The organism is Shewanella oneidensis MR-1, assembly GCF_000146165.2.
GTDB lineage: Bacteria > Pseudomonadota > Gammaproteobacteria > Enterobacterales > Shewanellaceae > Shewanella > Shewanella oneidensis.
Genome location: NC_004347.2, coordinates 4,125,675 through 4,149,016 on the forward strand (window position 1 = coordinate 4,125,675; position 23,342 = coordinate 4,149,016).

At 44.7% G+C, this 23,342-nt stretch carries 15 protein-coding genes; 5 read left to right on the plus strand and 10 right to left on the minus strand.

Annotated features, from left to right (window positions below; translation table 11 throughout):
* The first annotated feature begins 336 nt into the window (after window positions 1–336).
* Window positions 337–1,053 carry a two-component system response regulator ArcA gene (gene arcA, locus SO_RS18555; protein WP_007644695.1) on the plus strand — a complete coding sequence of 239 codons (717 nt, stop codon included), beginning with the start codon at window positions 337–339 and terminating at the stop codon, window positions 1,051–1,053.
* A gap of 312 nt (window positions 1,054–1,365) precedes the next feature.
* Here the strand turns inward: arcA and SO_RS18560 are convergent, their stop codons facing one another.
* The gene (locus SO_RS18560) at window positions 1,366–3,657 is read right to left on the minus strand and encodes a S9 family peptidase (RefSeq protein WP_011073719.1); all 2,292 of its coding nucleotides are present in this window, start codon (window positions 3,655–3,657) and stop codon (window positions 1,366–1,368) included.
* A gap of 297 nt (window positions 3,658–3,954) precedes the next feature.
* Here SO_RS18560 and SO_RS18565 point away from each other — a divergent pair, with 297 nt between their 5' ends.
* On the plus strand, window positions 3,955–4,932 hold the full coding sequence (locus SO_RS18565; protein WP_011073720.1) for a class 1 fructose-bisphosphatase: 978 nt from the start codon (window positions 3,955–3,957) through the stop codon (window positions 4,930–4,932).
* 628 nt (window positions 4,933–5,560) lie between these two features.
* Here the strand turns inward: SO_RS18565 and SO_RS18570 are convergent.
* The 3 genes from SO_RS18570 to SO_RS18580 all read right to left on the minus strand — a co-directional run bounded on the left by SO_RS18570 (window position 5,561) and on the right by SO_RS18580 (window position 8,963).
* Complete coding sequence (locus SO_RS18570) at window positions 5,561–6,610, minus strand: hypothetical protein (protein WP_011073721.1); 1,050 nt, start codon at window positions 6,608–6,610, stop codon at window positions 5,561–5,563.
* Window positions 6,610–7,755 (minus strand): hypothetical protein, encoded by a 1,146-nt coding sequence (locus SO_RS18575; protein ID WP_164925772.1) that lies wholly within the window; start codon window positions 7,753–7,755, stop codon window positions 6,610–6,612. The genes SO_RS18570 and SO_RS18575 overlap by 1 nt, the downstream gene beginning before the upstream one ends.
* 638 nt (window positions 7,756–8,393) lie before the next feature.
* The gene (locus tag SO_RS18580) at window positions 8,394–8,963 is read right to left on the minus strand and encodes a DUF7010 family protein (protein ID WP_011073723.1); all 570 of its coding nucleotides are present in this window, start codon (window positions 8,961–8,963) and stop codon (window positions 8,394–8,396) included.
* A gap of 526 nt (window positions 8,964–9,489) precedes the next feature.
* On the opposite strand from SO_RS18580, the gene SO_RS18585 reads away from it, so the two are divergent.
* On the plus strand, window positions 9,490–9,978 hold the full coding sequence (locus tag SO_RS18585) for a TIGR00645 family protein (RefSeq protein ID WP_011073724.1): 489 nt from the start codon (window positions 9,490–9,492) through the stop codon (window positions 9,976–9,978).
* 130 nt (window positions 9,979–10,108) lie between these two features.
* Here SO_RS18585 and SO_RS18590 read toward each other — a convergent pair whose 3' ends face one another.
* Window positions 10,109–11,041, minus strand: coding sequence for a hybrid sensor histidine kinase/response regulator (locus SO_RS18590; RefSeq protein WP_164925773.1), 933 nt, complete (start codon window positions 11,039–11,041; stop codon window positions 10,109–10,111).
* Window positions 11,042–11,116: 75 nt separating this feature from the next.
* On the opposite strand from SO_RS18590, the gene SO_RS18595 reads away from it, so the two are divergent.
* Complete coding sequence (locus tag SO_RS18595) at window positions 11,117–12,331, plus strand: IS4-like element ISSod3 family transposase (RefSeq protein ID WP_011070548.1); 1,215 nt, start codon at window positions 11,117–11,119, stop codon at window positions 12,329–12,331.
* Here the strand turns inward: SO_RS18595 and SO_RS18600 are convergent.
* Together SO_RS18600 and SO_RS18605 are read right to left on the minus strand one after the other, a co-directional pair.
* A complete protein-coding gene (locus SO_RS18600; protein WP_164925774.1) occupies window positions 12,326–13,015 on the minus strand; it encodes a response regulator in 690 nt (229 codons plus the stop codon). The two genes, SO_RS18595 and SO_RS18600, sit on opposite strands and share 6 nt — an antisense overlap.
* Before the next feature lie 3 nt (window positions 13,016–13,018).
* Complete coding sequence (locus SO_RS18605; protein WP_164925775.1) at window positions 13,019–18,007, minus strand: ATP-binding protein; 4,989 nt, start codon at window positions 18,005–18,007, stop codon at window positions 13,019–13,021.
* Between the two features lie 308 nt (window positions 18,008–18,315).
* On the opposite strand from SO_RS18605, the gene SO_RS18610 reads away from it, so the two are divergent.
* On the plus strand, window positions 18,316–19,389 hold the full coding sequence (locus tag SO_RS18610; RefSeq protein WP_011073726.1) for an HD-GYP domain-containing protein: 1,074 nt from the start codon (window positions 18,316–18,318) through the stop codon (window positions 19,387–19,389).
* A gap of 244 nt (window positions 19,390–19,633) precedes the next feature.
* Here SO_RS18610 and SO_RS18615 read toward each other — a convergent pair whose 3' ends face one another.
* From SO_RS18615 to SO_RS18625, 3 genes are all read right to left on the minus strand, one after another.
* Window positions 19,634–20,860 (minus strand): dicarboxylate/amino acid:cation symporter, encoded by a 1,227-nt coding sequence (locus SO_RS18615; protein WP_011073727.1) that lies wholly within the window; start codon window positions 20,858–20,860, stop codon window positions 19,634–19,636.
* Between the two features lie 390 nt (window positions 20,861–21,250).
* Window positions 21,251–22,123 (minus strand): DUF7281 domain-containing protein, encoded by an 873-nt coding sequence (locus tag SO_RS18620; RefSeq protein WP_011073728.1) that lies wholly within the window; start codon window positions 22,121–22,123, stop codon window positions 21,251–21,253.
* Window positions 22,111–23,331 carry a hypothetical protein gene (locus SO_RS18625; protein ID WP_011073729.1) on the minus strand — a complete coding sequence of 407 codons (1,221 nt, stop codon included), beginning with the start codon at window positions 23,329–23,331 and terminating at the stop codon, window positions 22,111–22,113. Before SO_RS18625 ends, SO_RS18620 begins: the two co-directional genes overlap by 13 nt.
* Between the last annotated feature and the right edge of the window lie 11 nt (window positions 23,332–23,342).

The window sequence follows — 23,342 nt, forward strand, 5'->3', positions numbered from 1 at the left end:
CTTGACAAGGGTTTGTTAGATTCCTCTGCGAAATCACCTTATGCTGGCCGGACATCTTTTAAAATGTGTTCTACATTTGATTTATCATTTAAACATTTTAAAAAAAACAATAGTTAAGGAACTATTCTTAACTATTGCTTATCGAAGTTGATACTGGTTACGTTTTATCGTATTACACTTTAAACGTTCACTTATATACATCCTGACGTGTAGCCGTAAAGATCTTCCCTTTGAAGCACAGAGCAGTGAGTGGAAGTATCAACAATTTATGAATATAAGAATCCGATGTAAGTGATTCTTATGGTTAGAATATTGGTTAAAATTTAGGTACTTAATATGCAAAATCCGCACATTCTGATCGTTGAAGATGAAGCCGTTACCCGTAACACGCTAAGAAGTATTTTCGAGGCAGAAGGGTATGTGGTAACTGAGGCCAATGATGGCGCAGAAATGCATAAGGCTATGCAGGAAAACAAAATTAACCTCGTGGTTATGGACATTAACCTACCAGGTAAAAACGGTCTGTTGTTGGCACGTGAATTACGTGAAATCAACAACATCGGTCTGATATTCCTTACAGGCCGTGACAACGAAGTCGACAAAATCCTTGGACTTGAAATTGGCGCGGACGATTATATTACCAAGCCGTTCAACCCGCGTGAATTGACGATTCGTGCTCGTAATCTTCTGACTCGTGTGAATAGCGCTGGTAACGAAGTCGAAGAAAAGAGTTCTGTCGAATACTATCGTTTCAACGATTGGAGCTTAGAGATCAACAGCCGTTCTCTCGTAAGCCCACAGGGTGAATCTTACAAACTGCCACGTAGCGAATTCCGCGCTATGCTGCACTTTGTTGAAAACCCAGGCAAAATCTTAACTCGTGCCGATCTACTGATGAAGATGACTGGCCGGGAGTTAAAGCCACACGACCGTACTGTTGACGTGACTATCCGTCGTATCCGTAAGCACTTTGAAAGCTTGCCAGATACGCCAGAAATCATCGCCACCATTCACGGTGAAGGCTACCGTTTCTGCGGTAACTTAGAAGACTAATCTTCAGTTTACCGTTTTAACACCTATAAAAAACCAGATCTTAGGATCTGGTTTTTTTATCTCTGCAAAATAGGTTTTAGCAGTACGAAATAAAGCAAACTTGAGACCCAAATAACAACTCAGTGAACTTGAATATTGAGCGCCAGATAAATATCGAGTGTGTTGTGATTAAACTAAGCAGCGTACTGTTAAATAAGTAGGCTTAACTCAGAATCATACAAAATAAAAAAGAGTGAGAACGTTGCCCCACTCTTTTAAAAACATCACTCTTTATAAATGCCAGTCTGATATAAATGCCAACCTAACGCTGAGTTATTTGCCGTTTTTAAGCTGTCTATCGAGGAAATCCGCCAGCGAGCGATATAAATGGTTACGCACCTTTTCGCCACGCATTGAATGCTTAGAACCTGGATAATCAATCATTTGAAACAACTTGCCTTCGTCCTGCAACGCCTTATAGACGCGAGTACTGTTTTCAAACAACACGTTATCGTCGGCCATGCCGTGGTACATCAACAGCCCCGACTGGTAGTTTTTCACATAGGGGAACAGGCTACTGGCTTCATAACCTTGCTCATTGCTTGCGGGATGGGCTAAATAACGCTCGGTATAATGGGTGTCATACAAACGCCAATCGGTGACAGGTGCACCCGAAATCGCCGCCTTAAAGTAATCCGGCGCCTTAAATAGACTCATCAAAGCCATATAACCGCCGTAGCTGTGGCCATAAATCGCCACATTATTGCTATCGACAAAGGGCAAGCTGCGCAGATAATCCACCCCAACCTTTTGATCATTGACTTCCGCTTCGCCCAAATGACGGTAAATCACTTGCTCAAACTTGGTACCCCTGTGGGCACTGCCGCGGTTATCCAATTGAAATACCACATAACCTTGCTGAACTAAGTATTGGGTAAAGTAATCTTGCTCACTCCAGCTATTGGTCACCAACTGCGCATGTGGGCCGCCATAAACCCGCACGACCGCGGGGTACTTTTTCCCCGCATCGAAGGGCACGGGTTTAAATAAACGCGTTTGTAAGATTTGGCCATCTTCGGCTTTAAGCTCTTTAAACTCAGGTAGTTGCCAGAGTCCAGCATAGTCATACAGAGGATGACCCGCTTTGACTTGGTTCTGCTCAACCCAGGCCAAATGCTGGCCCTTATCGCCATGCAAACTGACCTGCGGCGGTTGAGATAAGCTATTGAAATAATCGAGATACACGCTTTGATTATCGGCAAATACCGGATCGTGCATCCCCGCCTCACTGCTCACGCGCTCAATATTTCCGCCCGCTAACGGCACACGGTAAAGGTGTTTTTCGATTGGGGTATCTTTGCGGCCAGTGAAATACACCCAACCTGCGGTTTCATCGATAAATTCCAGCTCATCGACAGCCCAATTGCCCTTGGTCAGTTGCGTCTTCAGCTTACCTTTTAGGTCAAACAAATAGAGATGATTAAAGCCATCACGCTCCGAGGCCCAAATAAAAGCCGATTGTTGCTTTAAGAAGTGCAAGTCGTTGTTAAGATTCACCCAAGCATCGCTGCGCTCTTTGACTAAGGTTTTCGGCTTGGTCAGCGAATCTAAGGCAACCAGTTGCAGGTCTAACTTTTGTTGATCGCGGCTCTGCCATTGAAAGGATAAATGCTTGCTATCCGGCAACCAATCGACGCGAGGCAGGTAAATATCCTTATTTTTATCATCGCTTAAGGTTACCCAATCGATGGCTTTATTTTTCAGCGTTACTACACCGAGTTGGATCTCGACATTGTTTTTACCTGCCGCCGGATAACGCTGCTCGGTGAGTTTAATGCCATCGGCATAGATTTCATTGCGGGTGACTAACTCAACAGCGGATTCATCAATACGAGTAAAGGCAATGGCCGACTCATCGGGCGCCCACCAGTAACCTGTCATGCGATCCATTTCTTCCTGCGCCACAAATTCTGCCATGGCATTTTTAATCACGCCGCCACCATCGGTGGTCATGGCCTCAAGCTTTTTAGTTGCAAGATTAAGTACATACAGATTTTGATCACGAACGAAGGATACAAAGTTACCCTTGGGCGATAGGCGGGCATCAGTGGCAAAACCTTCACCAATCGGCAATAGGCTGACGCTGTTATCCGCCAAGGAGAAGTAATACAAATTGCCCGCAGCGGGGATCAACAGCGCTTTGCTATCGTCGGCCCAGAAATATTCCATAATGCCTTCGCCATAAATCCGTTGGCGTTCGCGGCGGGCCTTTTCTTCATCGGACAGTTCATTACTCGCCAGTTTATCGGCATTCAGCAACAGGCTAGATTTTCCTGTTTTAACATCCATTTGCCAAAGATCGTAAAAGTTTTGGTTATCTTTACGCCCCGCTAGATAGGTCACCTTTTGGCCATCGGGGGATAGCTTTAATCCGCGCGGACTGGTGCCCGCCAAGGCGGGAGAAGCATTCATCCGCTCGATAGTGAGTGGCGTCATACCGCCCTCAAGCGCATAGGCAGAAGCTGTGGTAAGGGTAGAAATCATGGCCAGTTGACTCGCAATCAATAGGGATGAAGCGCCCAACTTCACGGCGCGCAGGGAGGAAGCTAACCCATTTTTAGTCATTATTATTCCTTGGAAGCATATTCGCCTTAGGTGGCGATTAAAAAACTGCCGCCATTGTGCCAGAGGCCAAGCCTAAATAAAAAGCACGGGCAATATACAGATACAAATTAGCAGGCAAACTCTATTACTTAGCTTAATTATCAAGATAACCAACACCGCCTTGCGATAACAGATAACGGTAACGGCCTAAATTGCGTAAAACCCACAGCAACATCGCTGAAATTGTCGACTAACTGAGTTATTATTCGCGGCAAATAATGAAATTGACCTCAATGTTGAACCCCTAAAGGACCTAACATGCAGACTCTTGCCCAACACTTAACCTCAAAGGCAGTGAACGAATCCCTCGCGCAACTGATTTTGACCTTAGCCGACACCTCTAAAGCCATTAGCCATGCCGTACGCCACGGAGCCTTAGCCGGCGTGTTAGGCGCGACCGAACAGGAAAACGTGCAAGGTGAAACCCAGAAAAAACTGGATATCATCACCAACGATATGCTTAAAGATGCGCTCAAAGCCGACGGAACAGTGCGCGGCCTCGCCTCTGAAGAAGAAGATCATGTGGTTGAAGTCAGCGCCAATGGTCAATATCTAGTGTGTTTCGACCCTTTAGATGGTTCATCGAATATCGATATCAACTCGCTGGTCGGCACGATTTTCTCCGTTTTACCCGCACCGCAGGGTGAATTAACCGAGGCGAGCTTCCTGCAATCTGGCCGCAATCAGTTAGCAGCAGGTTATGTACTCTACGGCCCATCGACCATGCTCGCGCTCACCACAGGCCAAGGCGTGCAACTCTTTACCCTGCACCCAGAAACCAACGAATTTTTACTGACCAACGCCACCATGAGCATCAGCCCTGACACCAGCGAATTCGCCATTAACATGTCGAACCAACGTTTTTGGGAAGCGCCAATGCAGACCTATATCGCCGATTTACTGCTCGGTAAAATTGGCCCGCGCGAAAAATCCTTCAACATGCGCTGGATTGCCGCCATGGTCGGTGACGTGCACCGCGTACTTTCTCGCGGCGGTATTTTTACTTACCCAACCGACAATAAAGATCCGAAAAAGCCATACAAGCTACGTTTAATGTACGAAGCCAACCCAATGGCCTTCTTGGTCGAGCAAGCCGGTGGTAAAGCCTCTACCGGTTATGAAACCATTTTGGATATTCAGCCAACACAAATTCACCAACGTGTAGCGGTTATCCTTGGTAGCGCCAATGAAGTGGACGCTTGCCTAAGCTACCATGGTATCGATTCTCGTAAATAAAGAGCGTGAAGAACCTGATTTAGACTAAGCCGAATCGCTTAGATTTTGATTTTGATGATGAAAGCCACTGACCACAGTGGCTTTTTTATTGTCGCGTAATGCGACATTCATTTTTATATGCGGCCTTACGGCCGAGAAAGTCGTGGGGTTTCACCCTGCCTAATATTGGTGCTGTTTAGCACAATGCTATATTGATTGCGGCCTTACGGCCGAGATTAATCAAAGTCGTGGGTCTTCACCCCACACCCGACCAAGGAGGACTGCTCGTCCTATCCTCCTTGGATGCTCCAAGACGCCCCTAGCGAAGTTACATGCATTAGAGACTGGCCTTGGTCTTATGGATAAATTGCTATCGCTTCCGAAGGATGCGTCCCTGCACCTGCGAAAGCTAGCCGGTCATCCATGACCGAACTCACGCAATTTATTCCAACGCCCCGCGGCAACTTCACAGGGGAAGGTGAACTTCTGTAGCTACAGTACGAACTATTAATCCCCAAAAATCTGTGCCAGTCCGATCTTTCAATGAAAGGTGAATTATCGATTAGCACAAATTAGTTTGAATAAAGTAAAGGGCATTGGCCTTGCTAAACCCGAGGTGACCATATATGTCCCAATAAAACTGTTTGATTTATGATAGATCCAGTTTATATTCAGTATAAAGGACTTTTATTAACTTCAAGACAAAAAATATTAACTCTTCTAATATATCATTATTTATCGCAAGTTCGTACTCTGGACTAAATTGATGAACAAGTTGATTTCGATATGCATATAGTTTCGTTGCAGCTTTATCCTCATCAAGGTCTTTCATAAATGTAGACCAGCTTACAGTCTCCTTAAGCTCAGCATCCAAAGAAAACGCATACTTGACAAGTAAAGATAATGAATCCTCTTCCTTCCGTCGCCAAGATAGATCACTTGCACATTTTCTTGCTAGCTCTATAGCTTTACCTCCATAAGAAATTGACCGTTTTAAATTATGAACCCGTGGAATAGGATAGAGCCATTCAATACATCTATAAGCCTCTAAAAATGCATGTTTTTTATGAAAGCATGTCATGGAAATGAAAATATTTGAGTGAGATATATTGTCAAAATCCAAAAATAAGCTTTGATATAAACATTTCAAATTAGAATTTTCTAATGCCATAATTTTCTTATTAAATGACAAGATAAAATACAGTAGCCTATCAAAATTAAAACTGTCATAAATCGAGTTTTTATCAAACCTAATTATGACGATATCATTAAAGTATGATTGAATATCTGACAGTGAAGTTCCTTGATAACTATTATCATCTGGCTGTCCAATAAAATTATTCTCCAATTCAGAACGATTTAGCTGACTTTTAACCTCCAGTCCTATTCTACTTGCCGAATAGATAAAGTGGGGGCAGTTAATCTCAACAAAGTCAAAATCATCAGGTAAGTAGAAGTCTGATTCTTCAACTCCAGAAATGCATATGTAAGAGTTTTCACTATCACTGTATTTTATTCCAGAAACGGAATATAAAATATTGATTTTATCATTCCCACCGCTAAGAGCCTTATAAAATTTGAACTCATCCTTTGAGTTAGCAGTTAGTTCAAAGCGAAATAACTCCTTTCTAGTACGATGGCCCGCGTATAAAAGCAGCGTTTCAAAAATATAACCTATATCATTTTTAAGATCTGCCATTATCTTGCCAACCAACATACCTGAAAGTTTGGCATTTGATCTGAATACTTAAATAGTGCTTCAAATGATTTATAGAAAAACTCTCTCTCAAATGTTCCTATTTTTGAAGATTTTACACTTAACTTTTCATTTAAAAGGTCAAACTCTAAGAATTCTTCAAGTTGAGAATCATCCATTTCTTTTAACTTGGCGACAAAGTTAACTAACCTTCCATCAAAATCAGTTAAGTTATCAGAAACATTGATCTCATTACAATCTAATCCCTTAACACCATAAATATATTCTGCTGCTGCAGAGACAAATCCTGCACCGACAGGAATGCTAGTAAATAGGTCTTTTCCTGATTTAAATCTCCCAGAGCTTATATCTTTAAGTCTGGAGATTTCATCATCTATTTCCAACATTCTTTTAATGACAAGGCTAAATATATCTAGAGATTGACTTTCTGAAGCAGCGGCTATTGTATCCAATCGTGCAAAATCCTCAGAAACTTTGTCTTTTAAATCTACATCGACCTTTCTAGTAGTAAAACAAAGGTAATATTCTATTAATTTACTACTTTGATACTGGCTAGATGATGTGCGTTTTTTGGGATCATCTAAAACTCTAAGGTCAAGTGTTGGCATATCATCTTTTAGTTTTTGAGCAATAGGTTCATATATTGTATCTAATTGTCTCTTTATATCCCAAGGAACCTGTCCAGTATTTAAAACTAACATTCTATATATTAAACTATTCATGGAGTGAGAGATCCAAAATTCAACTCTAACTTTGCTATTTATTATTTCACGATTTTTTTCAAGAGACTCCTTTATTGCTGTTGTTCGTTGCATTCCATCTATTAGAGATATATTATGATTAATTAAATTAGTAATTTTTTCTTCACCACTTGATAATCTCTCATATTCAGCTTGTGTAACTATTAACCCAACAACCATTGGTGGCAAAATAGCTCCTAGTGAAATATCATCAACCATCCTTGATCTGATTTTTTGAGCCGTTTTTGTTTTAAGGGGCATACGTTGGCCATTGATACCTCCTTTATTTCTATATGCCTCATCAATGAGACTTAAGTATTTATCTACGGTTAATGTTTCTAAAATAGACAAACAGTTGGATTTTTTATCTTCAAGGATGTTGTTCATTTTCTGGTCTCGCATTTCGTAAATTTCTTCTAACTATCTCATATCAATTAATTTTTTTAAATAATTATTTGTGCATTAAGTGCTCTGCATACTTGCAAGAACAAATTATGGAAGATGGAACAGGCACAAATCTTTAGGACTAACAGCTAACACCAAGGCAACAGAAGTTCACCTTCCCCTGCGAAGTTGCTGAAGGGCGTTGAAGAAAATCGCGTGACGCAGACAGGAAGTCTGCGTAGCTTTCGGGGAAGGGGCGAATGAAAATCGGTGATTTTCGCGCTTATGAGCGAGAGGCAGGGACTGCCGAACTGGAGTGCTTTATATGGATGTAAAGCGGAGCCTTCGGAAGCGATAGCTATTTATCCATAAGACCAAGGCTAGTAACCAATGCATGTAACTTCGCTAGGGGCGGCAAGGGAGATCCAAGAGGGAATTGCTGTTGATCCCCTCTTGGTCGGGTGTGGGGTGAAGCCCCACGACTTTAACCGACCTCGGCCGAAGGCCGCAATGACTCACATACTTACAGCGATAACCTTACCAATTCAAACGCCAAACAAACCAGCATTATTATCGGGTGTGGGGTGAAGCCCCAAGACTTTTACCGACCTCGGCCGTAAGGCCGCAAAACCGACTAACAACTAACTTGCAACACAAAGATTTTGCTGAATCTTCCAACGACGTTCCATGAGTGAAATCGAAAACCCATAACATACCACCACAATCAAAGGTTGAAGCTGAAAACTCAACTCAGGCCACAACATAAAGGCAGCCACACAAGCCACAGTGCGCACTATTGCATGCACAATCGCCACCTTTTGTGCCGCTAACACACCATAAATCAACCACATTAATCCTGTTTGTACCGCAAGGGCGAAGGGCAAGGCTAAATAGTTTTCCATAAAAAATGGAATACTGATGCTAAAGGTTAAAAAACTCATGCCCACACCAGCGAGAAACACAGTCTCAAACCAATTACGATCAGTGCTTTTCTTAAAGGAGATATTCTCACCCGTTAGACGCGAGACTCCCATAGCAAGGTAGACAATAGAACCCGTGCCGATAAATGTTGCCATCACCAGTTGCGATGCTGGCAATACAAAACTCAAGATAAACAATAGCGTCCATACCATCATGCCGGATAGAGGCATAGCTAAAGCACGCTTTTGGCGGTATTCGATGAGTTGTTGATCCAGTGATTTATGTTGCATGATTAAGCCTCCTTGTTGGTATGGCTTAAGTATCCCTGCATCCGCTAAATCACGGCAGTGTGAGTTGTCAGTAATTACGGATGACAAATGTCATCAATGGCAAATTTCTTCGGAAAATGAGAAGGAAAGTAAAGAAGGCACAGGCATAACTTTTCACTCAATGGTTACACCAAAACTGGCATTGTTGCACCAGTGACCTTCTAAAACAGGGATGTTTTAGTAGAGCTTACAGGGACGTATTTACAGCGAGTCACTGGTGTAACAGTGCGAAAGCCTGCGGCAGGCAATGGGTTAATACTTTAGCCATAAGCCACAAGGGAGAAGATGGGATAAGTGAAAACCCACGAACCTAACTCATCTCGGCGGTAAGACCGCAAAACCAGCCCAGTTAAGCCGCTCCTTGAGCTTAACGGCATATACCTCACGCCTTTGCGATTGGCCGATAGCGCGGCGTTAACTCAGTATGTTATTGTTTTAGCATCATAGATTCGATTTTTGTGCTTTAACCACTAAGGGTTTACTCCAAATGGAAAAAATATTTGAAAGACTAATGTATGCATCACGCTGGATTATGGCACCCATCTACTTGGGGCTGAGTCTGGTGTTATTGGGCTTAGGCATTAAATTCTTCCAAGAAATCTTCCATATTCTGCCGATCATTTTTGAGATGACTGAAGTGGATTTAGTGCTGGTGACCCTGTCTTTGATTGATATCACCCTCGTGGGCGGCCTGATTGTGATGGTGATGTTTTCTGGCTACGAGAATTTTGTCTCGCAGCTGGATGTGGGCGAAGACAGTGAGAAGCTAAGTTGGCTGGGTAAATTAGATTCTGGCTCACTGAAAAACAAAGTGGCGGCGTCGATTGTGGCGATTTCGTCTATTCACCTACTGAAAATCTTTATGGATGTGAAGAATATCGATAACGACAAAATCATGTGGTATCTGTTAATCCACATCACCTTTGTGTTATCAGCCTTTGCCATGGGCTATTTGGATAAAATGACCCGCAAATAATCGTCGCGCCAGCAATTCAATCACGACTCGATTTGCAACTCGCCAGCAGTATTGCTGCTGGCTTCACACCAATACAAACGTAAAACGATAGCGTAAAACAACCCCACACAGAATCTGTAAGCTGATTGGCTTAAGTTGCTGCGGGTAAACACACTGTGACTATGGTTTTATTCTGTAAATCATCGACCTGCAATTGTGTTGTGCCGCCCTGAGCCTTGGCCAATAAGCACGCAGAATAAGTCCCTAGACCGGCACCCTCCTCTTTTTGACTCGTGACATATTTATCCCAAAACCGCGGACGAATATGTTCCGGAACCACACCGGAATTCTCAATCTGGATCACGACATTGCCTTGCTCAATCGATAAATGGATCGCCACTTTAGTGCGCATGGTTGAGGCTTCGAAGGCATTTTTAATCAAGTTCAGCAGTAATGAGTAAGTTAAGGTTTCATCCGCTAACACATCAAACTGACCATTAGGGTCTTCATCCGGAAATTGAAAGGCAATCAATTGTTTGTGATGAAAGGTCACATGCATGGAGTGCAATACTTGCTTGACCAATCCATGGGCAGAAAATCGCTCGGGTTTGAGGATAAATCGTCCCGTTTCAATTTTAAAAATCTCCGAGGACAGGTTAACGGTGTTAATCGATTGCATGGTGAGATCATGGATAGCGGTTAACTTACTACGCCAGCCCTTAGGGCAACTTTTGTCTTGGGACAAACGCTGCAACATCGCACTGATCGCCGATAGGGGGCTCTTTAGATCATGGTGAATTAACTCATCGACACAATCTCTTAAACGGGATAACTCCAACATGTTGTCATAATTGGCTTGTAAATCGCGCTGTAAATTGACCGTTGCCAATAGGTTAGCCAGCCGAAGTTTTAAAATATCGGGTTGCACGGGTTTGACTAAATAATCAATGGCTCCGCCCTGCAGACCTTGGATCTGATTCGCCGTTTCATCTAATGCGCTGACAAAAATAACCGGTATTGACTGCGACTGTGGATGCTCCCGCAGAGCGCTGAAGAATCCCCTGATGATTTTCAGATAAATCATTAAATTAGAGTGAACTTGCACCTTGAAGTGTGATCAGATGGAAGTGCGAACAAACATCAATCACAGGGCATCAAGGTGCAAGTGTTAACTATCTTACATCAATCTCTCTATCAACATTGTCCAGAAATCCATCAAAAGCGACTGAATACACTCATGGTCGCCTGCAAAGCCCTCATCAACGCGGATTGTCTCACCCTCACGCATTTAGGGCGGCACATTGATGGCACCAGCACTCATACTAAACACTCAATAAAACGCATGGATAGATTATTGGGCAACCCGCACCTTCACCATGAAAGACTGGCTGTTTATCAGTGGCATGCAAAGTGGCTGCTAACAGCACATACGATGCCGACCATACTGGTGGATTGGTCTGATATGCGTGAAGGTCGTGAACTGATTGCACTACGCGCCTCTATTGCGATTAAGGGCCGCTCTATCACGCTCTACGAGCGAACATTTCCGTTAGTACTACAAGGCACACAAACTGCCCATAATCAGTTTCTGAATGAACTCCATAAAGTGTTACCTGACAATATTACCCCGCTGATAGTCACTGACGCGGGCTTCCGTAATCCATGGTTTCGAAAAGTCGAGCAGCTCGGTTGGTATTGGCTGGGTCGTGTCAGAGGATTAAGTGTCTATCGGCTGCACCCCTTCGGTCGCCAATTTTCGCTAAAAGCGCTTTATCCCAAAGCCAGTCGTCGCGCAAAACATGTTGGGCGAGTGGCGTTATCGGTAAAGAAACCCTTGTTATGCGAGATGGTATTGTTCAGGGCTCCAAGTAAAGGCAGAAAAGGTCAGCGAAGTACGACAACAGACTGTCACCATACGGCGCAATGGACGTATGAACTGACCGCCAAAGAGCCTTGGGCACTGGTGACCAACTTGACCATAGAAGCCATGTCGCCTCAAAAACTGGTTAATATTTACCAAAAACGGATGCAAATAGAAGAAACCTTTAGAGATTTAAAAAGCCCCGCTTATGGCTTTGGTTTACGTCATAGCAGAACACGTTATGCGGCGAGGATGGACATACTGCTATTGATAGCATTATTGGTACAACTGGCATTTTGGTGGGTAGGATTATACGGAGAAACACAGCAATTACAGCGGCACTTCCAAGCCAACACGGTAAAGAAAAGGAATGTGCTATCAACAATCAGGATGGGCAAAGAACTGCTGCGGCGACGGCATGACTACCCCATATCAGCAGATGATTTGCTTTGTGCTGCGAAGAAACTAGCCCAACTCTCATTAACTCATGGTTGTTGGGGCTATGAATTATGAGGGGATCCTACAGCGCAGAGCGTTGAGAACTTGGTAGCCATCCATATCTGGCATCATAATGTCGAGCAACACGATGTCAGGCGCATTCGCCGACTGGCAGAGATTGAGTGCCGTTTGGCCATCCTTTGCCACTAATATCTTATAAGTGTCTTTCAACAAACCGACCATCACCGCTAAATTATCCGCGGTGTCATCAACAACTAATACCGTGTTTTTAACCCGCTCATTGGACGCCTCAATACTCAGTTCGGTCATACTGGGCGCGGATAGCGATTCGGCGGGCGCAAAGCTTAATATTTGTGGTTCATCCTGCAGCACTTGCAATACTCTATCTTGCAGGGTTTTGGTGGTGAAGGGTTTGGCAATAATGTCGACGACACCATACTTGATCGCTTCTTGGATCATGTTTCTGTGGGTGTTGGCTGTCACTATCATCACAGGCAAATATTGCCATTTTTCCTGCGAACGTATGGCCTTGAGTAAATCGGTGCCACTGCCATTGGGCATGTTCCAATCCATCAGCACGATATCGATAGACACTTCTTCTAACAACTCGAGGGCACGGCGACCATTTTCTGCTTGATAAACTTGGCCAAAACCCATTTTGCGCAATTGCTCGACTAAAATTTTGCGCATGACGTCCATGTCTTCAACGATAAGTGCCTGTTGCTGTCTTAATAACATAGGTTATTCCTTCGCCAACTGCTGCTGCGCCCACTCTTGGAGCTGAATCGCTAACTCAAGCCCTTGGGAAAAATCGAATTGTCCTGTGGCTTGCTTTAATTCAGCAATGAGTTGTCGTTGTGGTTGCAATACCGTTAATTGGCTTAACCGCTCAACTAAAGACAATGCGTCAGTATTATATTCTTTAAGGTTTTGAGTTAATTGGGCAAATAACCTCATCAATTCTGTCATAGAAATAGACTGCGACGCCTCATCGGGTTGATTTACCGTCTGCCACTCAGCTAATAAGGTTAATAGCTGCTGGAGCTTGGCGTGCAGTAAGTGGATCTCTTGGCTAACGGTTTCCTGGATATTTGCATCAAGCTGCTGCAGGCTGCTGATATCGGTAAGACTTGCCTCTAATCGGCCTGAGTCCTCTTTGAGGGAAACGGCGCCAATATTGCCTGCCACCCCTTTAAGAGTATGTAAGCTTAATCTCAAGGCTGAAAGATTATCCTGTGAAAATTCATTTTGCTGATTCTGCAGAAGCTTCGCGCCAGTCTGCACAAATAATGTTAATAAATGTCGATACAAATCTGCGTTGTAGTTACACAGCGCCAACCCTGCATCAATATCCAGCTCTTCAACCAAAGGTAAACCCTGTTTAAGCTGTGCCTTATCAAGATCATGGGCCTCAGGACTCTCTGGTAAAGATTGCACACTATGCACCGATACATGCTGTGCGATGGTGGAATACAATTGTTGCACTTGGAAAGGTTTATTAATCTGGGCATTCATACCAGCCGCCAAGGCCCTTTCCCTATCAGAGTCCATCGCATTGGCGGTCATTGCAATGATGGGTAAATCGGCAAACTGTGGCTGTGCTCGAATAAGCCGTGTTGCTTCATAACCATCCATTACGGGCATTTGTCCATCCATCAACACACAATCGAAGGATTGCTGAGCCAGCAGTGTTAACGCTTCTTGACCGTGCTGGGCGACGGTGACTCGCGCCCCAGCTTGACGCAATAACTCAACGGCTAATTCTTGATTCAGATAATTATCTTCAACGAGCAACAATTCTACGCCCGCTAATTGATTTTTTAAGGTTGTAATAGATTGATGCTCAAGGTGTTGCCCAAAAGGAGCTCTATCCCTGTTGAGCAACAATAATAAAGACTCGCCTAAGGTGCGCAGCAATATCGGATGCTGTTTAGCAATGATTTGTGGGTGCTTGTCCACTAAAGATTGTATGGCCACAGGCTCACTACCATTACCAATTAACAACAAACCCAGCTTGTCGTTAGCCAGTACCACGCTCAATAATTCCGGCTCAAATGCGTTAGTCTCACACATAATCAGATGCTGACTTGTACAGGCGCTTAACTCGGCCAACGCCATATGCATCTCTAGCGTCCGCGCCTGCATGCCGACGCGAGCAGCAAAGCGACTATAAATCGCGCTCAAGTCCGGCATAAACCCGACTATAGAAAGGCTTTCTCCTTGAAGCGCGGCAAATTGTGTCGACAAATCATAGGGCTTGACCAAGGGCAAATGCAGGCGCAAATAAAAACGCGACCCTTGCCCTAACTCACTTTCACACCATACCTCCCCTTGCATTAATTCACTCAGGCGTTTACAGATTGCTAACCCTAAACCCGTTCCACCATATTTGCGGGAAGTCGATGTATCGCCTTGTTCAAACGAGTGGAATAGTCGTGCCTGTTTATCTAGGGGAATACCGATGCCATCATCAGCCACACAAAAGGTCAGCGTAGCGCCTTGCTTATCAAGCTCAGCTTGGCAACTGAGTAAAATATCACTGCCCTTGGGAGAGAATTTCACCGCATTGTTGCAGTAGTTCAGTAAAATCTGCCCTAGGCGCTGCGGATCACCAATAAAATAGCGGGGACAATCGGTAGCGATGTCATAAATTAAGCGCATGCTATTTTCTTCAACCTTAAAACCAATCACATTGTTCAACTGAGTCAACACCTCATCAAGGTCAAACTCGATGTGTTCTACAGTGAGTTTATTGGCTTCGATTTTCGAAAAATCCAAAATATCGTTAATGATATTGAGCAGTGAGCCAGCGGCCTGATGCACCTTAGCAATATAATCCTTTCTTTTTTCAGCTAAATCCGTTTGCAATGCCAGATAAGACATACCGATAATGGCATTCATTGGCGTGCGGATTTCGTGGGACATATTCGCTAAAAAGTCTGACTTTGCGCGATTTGCCGCATCCGCCTGTAACTTAGCGCTAGCCAACTCAGCTTGAATGGCCTTCTCTTGAGTAATATCTAAGGCCCAGCACAAATTAGCGTGCTGGCCATCATAGAATGTCGGATACGCGGTAAACAATACATCGAGTATCTGGCCATGATATCCCTTTAGTTTGGACTCAAATGTAATACATTCCTGCTCAGGGGCGAGCTCTCGAATATAGTGCCAATAATCCTTAGGCTGGAGAAAAATGTCAGCTACAGCATGCTCAACTTCTAGGCCAGTCATCAATGTCATTTGCGCATTCACATAACGGCAAGTGCCATTAACACAAACCCAGACCCCAATAGGGCTCATCCCCAACACATTCTTGAGCAGGTTTCGCTCATGGCGAATGAGGCGATCCACCAAGCGGCGCTCGGCCAAATTGTGATAAGTGGCGAGCACAAACCGCTCGGTGTTTAATTCTATCGACTTGAGTGTCACTTCAGCGGGAATGGATTGACCCTGACTGTCGGTAATATCCGCCTCAAATTTAAGCAACCCTTGTTTGAGTACATCTTCTACGCTCTGTGCTATTTGCACAGCAGAGCCCATAAAGGTATCTGCGAGATGAAATTGTGTCAGAGAGGTGCCCACCAAAGCGGTCTTATCTTCCACCCCTAGCAAGGTTTGCAAAGCCGCATTACATTCCTTAATCACCCCGCGTTTATCAATAATCACACAGGCATCCATCACGGAATCAAACAACGCATGAAACTTATTCATGCTTGATTCGAGCTGAGCAGCCATTCGACTCCGCCTCAGCAACTCACGCTTAAGTCCGTAATTCCATAAGATAAAACAAGCAAACAATCCTAAAATGACCATTGCCGAGCTAATGGCCCAGCGTTTTATCTGCTGAGGGTCCATGCCAAAATCATATTTGACTGTAAACCAACGACTATCCAATTCAGCGCGAGTGCTGCTAGGGATTTGCGCTAACGCTTTATTCAGAATGCTTTGTAATTCTGGCCAATCCCTGCGAACCCCAATAGAGTGTTCAAATTCATCGTCCAGTGGCGCAACAATAGTGAGTTCTTTGTTGGCAGGAGATAACAGCGATTGCCCGGCCTTGGGCAATAGCATCACCGCAGCATCCACCTGTGACGCTAAGGTGGTCGACAGCACATCTTCTAACCGATCAAAAGCGATGATATTGATTTCCGGATACTTTTTACGTAACAATTCTTCGGTAATATCACCGCGGGTTACAGCTACCGTTTTACCGAATAATCCTTCTATCCCATCGACTAATTCAGCATCTTTTCTCATCACAATCACGGCGGGGAAATGCCCGATTGCATCGGTGAACAATATACGCTGCTTGCGATCTTCACTGGCCGAGATCAGCGAAATCATATCGAGTTTATCCGCAGCAAAATCTTTAAGCGTTTGCCCCCAAGATTGGGTCGGTTGAACCTCAAACCTGACGGGAATAAGTTTGGCAATTTCCGATAAATAACTGGCAATCAAGCCTGTATGCTTACCTGCTTGGTCAACATAATCGATTGGTGCGCCGTCGGGCTCAATCCCCACCCGGATCGACGGATGTTGCCTTAGAAAATTCAACTCAGGCTCTGTCAAAGTTTTCAAAAAATTAACTCGCGCCTCACTGGTCAATAGATCCGCAAGGCGTAATTCGTTGATCGACAGATCAGGATTAAAGTGCTGCGAGATTTGCCGAAAATTGAGGCGCAGTGGGTCAAAATCAAGAATTGATTCATAGTCTTGATAATTATTAGGCGTGATCACCACCAAGGGGGCGACAAAACTGCCTTTTCTGGACGGGCCACCACGGGCAGATAAATGATCAAACAAAATCGATAACGCAATCGCTCCAGAAAATTCACTCCCCGTAATTGCCGCCTGAATTTTCCCCTGTTTGATGTCCTGCACAAGCGACTCAGACCATATCATTGAACCAATAGCGGGGGCATTCGCCCCTAACTGCTGATGTGCTTTTGCGGCCACAGCTACCGCCGCCGAAGCGTTCATAGTGACTACGGTAGTCAATGCTGGTTGCGCTGCGATAGCACTGTCAAACTGCGCTAACGCTTGCTCAACACTCCAATCGGTGTATGCGATTTTCAGCGTTCCCCTCGTTGACAAGGAATTCATAAAACGCTGAACATCCTCGACTCCTCGCTCAACATTGGGATATCCCTGAGGACCTGCAATTAACAAAACAGCTGGCACATCTCGATTAAGTTGATCGACAGAAAGCAAGTAGTGCATCAATAATTGCCCAGATTTTTGGTCATTGATATTCACATTAGCAATGAAATTGGGCAGTTCGGCTAACGCTGCTGAACTGAGCATGTCTAATTTAGCCCTTAAGGTCACTACGGGGATCTTAAGCTTTTGTGCTTCACGGATTAACGCCTCACCAAAATCGTCAACGGGGGAAAATATCAAGCCATCGATCCCTTGGTTCATGACCTCGCGACCTAGGGTCATTAACCCATCATGGGTGCCATCGGCGTACAACACCTGTAATTGGATATTTAAATCCACCGCAGCAGCCTGCGCTCGCGCTCCTATTTGTCGATTAAAAGGCGTATCTACAGACAAAATCATGCTGACGCGTAAAACGGGAGTCGGTGCGCTAACACGATCAATGACCGCCGTTGTCAGCGGTATTTGTCCCCCTGGTGAGGCTAAAACAGATAAGCTACTAAAAAGAAAAGCAAATAGAATAGGAAATAAACGCCATAGCACGTTGCTTTGCAGCGGTAACTGAGCCAAATACCTTGTCCTCATGTTCACAAGCTTAAAGGCACTCAAAATCATCAAAATGGCTAGGCTGATTAGGCCATATCCTGCCATAATCACACCCAATTGGCTTAACCTAGCGCCCTTTACCATTGATTATTTTTCTCCGTATAAAATAAGGTGAGACTGCGCAAAATATACACCTATTCATTCCAACCTACTATATACTGTGGTTGAAACAAAATGGCCATTTTAGCATATAGTATAGCGACTTACGTGCGGCACACGCTTTAAGATTTTGACTAAAACCTAAAGCAAAAAGAGGTAATAAGGAATTTGTTATGACACAGGCAGTGACCAAACCTATAGTACTTGTCGTTGATGACTCAGCAGACAATATTCAAATCCTGCATGGCTTGCTCAGTGATAAATACAGTATTAGAGCGGCTACTTCCGGCGCGAAAGCCCTTGCCTTAGCGGCAATAGAGCCTATGCCAGATCTCATACTGTTAGACGTAATGATGCCTGAGATGGACGGATTTCAAACCTGTATTCGCCTTAAACATAATCCGCTCACTCGCCACATCCCTATCATTTTCGTCACAGCCAAAACAGACATCGTAGATGAACGCACTGGTTTTGAGTTAGGCGCTGTGGACTATATTTCTAAACCAGTTAAACCTGCGATTCTAGAGGCAAGAGTAAAGACGCACTTAACACTAGCGTCGAGGGCTAATCAGCTCGAAAGCTTAGTACAACTACGCACCCAAGAGCTGGAGTCCGCAAGGTACAAAATTATCCATAAGCTTGGGCGTGCCGCCGAGTTTCGGGATAATGAAACTGGCCTGCATATCATCAGAATGAGTCAGTATGGCTATTTATTAGCTCGAAAAATTGACCAGCCAGCCCATTGGTGCCAATTATTTCTCAGCGCCGCACCAATGCATGATATTGGGAAAATCGGCATACCCGATGCCGTTTTACTCAAACCAGGCAAACTTACCGCTGAAGAATATATTATTATTCAAACACATCCAGCAATAGGTGCGAAGATTATTGGCGATGATGATGATCCGCTATTAGTGATGGCCAAGGAAATCGCCCTCTATCACCATGAACGTTGGGATGGCACTGGATACCCTAACGGCCTCAGTCAAGATCAAATCCCCCTCTGCGCTCGTATCGCCACGATCGCAGATGTATTTGACGCCTTGACGACCCCACGCACTTATAAGACCGCTTGGAGTATCGACGATGCATTTAATTATTTGCGCGATGGAGCAGGCTCGCAGTTTGACCCATTACTCGTTACCGCATTTCTCGAATGCAAAGCGGAAATTATCGATATTTGTACCCAATTTGCAGAGCCGACATCAAGGCTTGCAGCCGTGACCGCTGTAGAGTTGAATGACTGATTTTGCCATTGAGTTAGTGAATGAGTTAGTGAGTCACTAACGCCCGAGTCCTCAAAAACCAAAGATATGGAATTGCGCGACTTACTCTAACCAAACAAACCTGAAAAGATGAGTTTAAGAGCGCCTAAGGGACGCTAATTCAAAGCACGTGAATGGCAAAATGTTGCCAGCCTTTTGAATTGATACAACACAGAAGTGCTGCCCTAGGCGCTGTTTGGTATGCATTTATTATCCCAACCTGAGGTTATTTAACCGCTTTTTCAGTTTGGTCGACTATGGTCAATACCGCGGTATCGCCCACCACATTGCAAGAGGTCAGCACCATATCGATGATACGATCCAGCGCCGCCACTATCGCAAAGGCTTCAATCGGCAAACCCATTTGATGGATTAACACGCCAATCATCACCATACCGCCACCGGGCACACCACCGGCGCCAACCGATAATAAAAAGATACTGAACAGTAACGAAGGCAATTGCTCGCTGGTGATTGGCATACCAAAGGCATTGGCGACAAAGAAAATCGCAATGGTGATATAAATCGCCACCCCGCCCATATTCATGGTCGCCCCGAGCGGAACGCCAAAGCCAGCCACAGCGCGGTTAACTCCGAGCTTTTCAGTCAAGGTACGCATAGTTACAGGAATCGTGGCATTGGAGCTGGCGGTAGACAGTGAAAACAGCACTTGCTCCTGTGTCTTCGCCCGAAAGGTCTTGGCCGAAATAGGTGTAAACATACCGACCGACAACGGATAGACCACAAAAATCCACAACAACAGCAGGGCCAGAATGATCACTAGGTATTCGAGAACACTCATAAATACCGCGGCATCTAAGGTAGCGCCTAACTTAAACATCAGCGCAAACACCCCGAAAGGCGCAAGACTCATCACCACAGAAATCAGTTTCATCATGATTTTATTGGCGGTTTGAAAGCCTTGTACCGCGCCAGCGACATGCTCACCGAGGGATTTCATCACCCCACCGAGCATCAGCGCCATAAAGATCACTTGCAGCATATTACCCGACATAAAAGCCGCCACCGGATTACGCGGTACGATATCAATAAGCAAAGCTATTAAGCTGGGGAGTTCGGTCGCGGTAATGGCGACACCATCCGCGCTACTCATATCGACACCTTTACCGGGATCGAGTAATAGCACCACTAACAAGGCCGTCGAGATAGCAACAACAGTATTAACAATATAAAAACCAAAGGTTTTGCCACCTAAGCGACCAAAGCTTTTCAGATCCTGCAGCTCGCACACGCCGCAAACAATGCTGACGAAGACCAGCGGCACGACCAACATCATGATCATATTGACGAACATGGTGCCAACACCGCTTGCCAGTTCAACTAAATTGCCTGAAAAAAAGCCAATATCGTTTAAAAAATACTGCACTAAGGTGCCAAGAATAAGTCCCGTAAACAGACCGATAAAGATCCGTGTGGAAAGTGATTTCATCATGCTTGTGGTTTCCCCAAATAGCTCATCTTTTGTTATTCATCTTCCATAATGAGTAACATCGTCATTCCCTTTTTGATTTAGGCGGGGATAGTGAAACATGCTAGCTGCAAATTCAATGAATAAATTTACTTATTTCATTTTTAATTAAGCTAAGCACATCACAAAATTTTCTTATTTATATGATTTTAAATGAAATAAAAATAAGCGAATAATAAAGTTTCGATTAATTGCAGAATTAAAAAACCAAAAAACAAACAATACCCACACTAAATTATCACAATAAGTGAGATTTATTTGGACAATACTAGATTTAAAATCCAAATAAGTGTTTTTATCAGAATTTAAATCTAGTAAAAGCACATTACATAGAGAGATTGTGAAGAAAAAAGCTTAACAGTATGCCAGTAGCACTAGCTCAAGCCGATGCGCTAGCAGGTGTTGCTGTTTAATGCTAATTCGCTGCTGAGTTAACCAAAAGCTTAATTGCTGCCAATTTTTTAAATCGGCTGACTGTAAATACTTAGCCTGAGGTGCTTGCTTAGCAAAATCATCGAGGGAATTAATCTGCGGAATAGCGAGTAACTCGCAGGGCGCGAAAAGTGCTAACTGCGGCACGATACAATGGCTCATGCCCGTTAAGGTATGGGCAATTTGCAGCCCTGCGGGGTCAAGATCGGTAAAGGCAATAATCGGCATTTTACCTACCATCGCCTGTAAAAACTGGCGCACACCTATGGGGGAATGATGACCACTACCTCGGTAGATAACCATCACATTAGTTAAATCCTCAGGTAAAAGCGCTTGGTGGATAGCATCAAATACATCTAGGTTTTCAACCACTAAGATGGCGTTAACATGTTGTTCATCGCAGAGCATTTGTGCCGTCGCCAATGGCATTCGTAGCGAGGATAAAGCAGATACTGCAAAAGGGGGTGATTGAAAGCCTAGAAACTTGAGTAACAGATATTCGGCTTCTGGGCGGATCTTAGCGAGTTTCTCATTATGACTTTTGCTGGACATAGCCATGCGATCGACATTGAAATCCAGATCCCTAAGATCGAGCCCCATTAGCGCTAATACGCCCTGCCTTAACAGTTCAAAATCACGGGGCGCAAAGCATAAATATTTTTCCGCACCATCCAGCTCGCCCACTTCTAACTCGCGGTAAATCGTTCGCCAGTTAGCATTGAGTTTTACCCTTGGAGAGCGATTAAGGTAAACGCCCTCCAAGAGTTGCAACTGCTGCCGACCTAGGCGAGCCATAATTCCACATCGCGGATAATAAAGTTACCGCTGTAGATGGGGTGAGGCTCGCCTAAAGGTTCTAACTCAAAATAGGCTTTATGCTCATCGGGTAAGCCGTCATAGCCGCCAATCACTTGATAAATCCAGCTTTCAGCATCCCATGGGAGGGCTTTTTCGGCTAAGTAGTCGAGCGCCGACTGACGTAAGCCCGACTCAATCACATCAACAAAATAGGCATCTACGGCTTGCTTGAGTGGATTATCAGGAATATCAAAGTCTTCACTCTGGGTGAGCGATACACTGACATCCTGCTCACGCACAGTTTCGATCACGCCCTGACGGCTAATCGCCTTGATATGGGCGACGATATTCATCAACTCAAGCTCTTGGCTGGCGTTATGCACATCCACAGAAGCTGGCGCTAACAGAACTTCAGCGCGATTGAAAAGGCTTGGGATTTCCTTATGGGACACATGATCCGCAGGGCGATAATCCGGATGCAAGTCGGTGTACAGCAACCAACCTTTAAGCAAGCGGGTACGGCCGCGAATTTGCCTAAAGCGGCCGAGAAGTTCCAACAACCTGCCCTGCACCACACTGAGTTCCTGGGCACACTCGCTCATGGTTTCCTGTAAGGTGGTGACTAGCAGTTTACGCAGTTCACGAATATCACCGGCGATTTCGCCTAATTCGCTAAACTGGAACATCTCCAAACCATTGAGTAATTCAGACACTTGGCTTTGAGCTAATTCGTTTTCGCGGATCTTAGCGTTAATGGTACCGACATAACCGAACTCGTTATTGATCCGCCCCCACAACACGCGGATCGAATAGCGCAAACTGTCGGCAAAGCTATACACATGCTCACTTAAATCAGACAGATACGCCTCGGCGGCGCTGTAGTCTGAGCTATGGCGCGCCTCTTTATAATGGTCCGCCAAGGTTTTAATGGTGGCGAGCGCCGAGCCGACGTTGGAGTCGATTTGACGATTACGCTCATCACTTAAGCCTTCTTCGAGCAAGGCGCGTACCGAGCGTTTAAGGCGCAGCTCTTGATCTGGCTCTGGGCGCCATAAAATCCCCGCCTGTTTGAGTTTTTCAACCACGGCGGGATCATGGGCATCCTCATTGAGCGAGCCCGCTAAATAAGCGTCCATAATGATGTCAGCATGGCGGCCTAACTGCTTGAGTAGCTTAACCCCAGCCTGATGTAAGTTACTGCTCATCACGGCCTCCT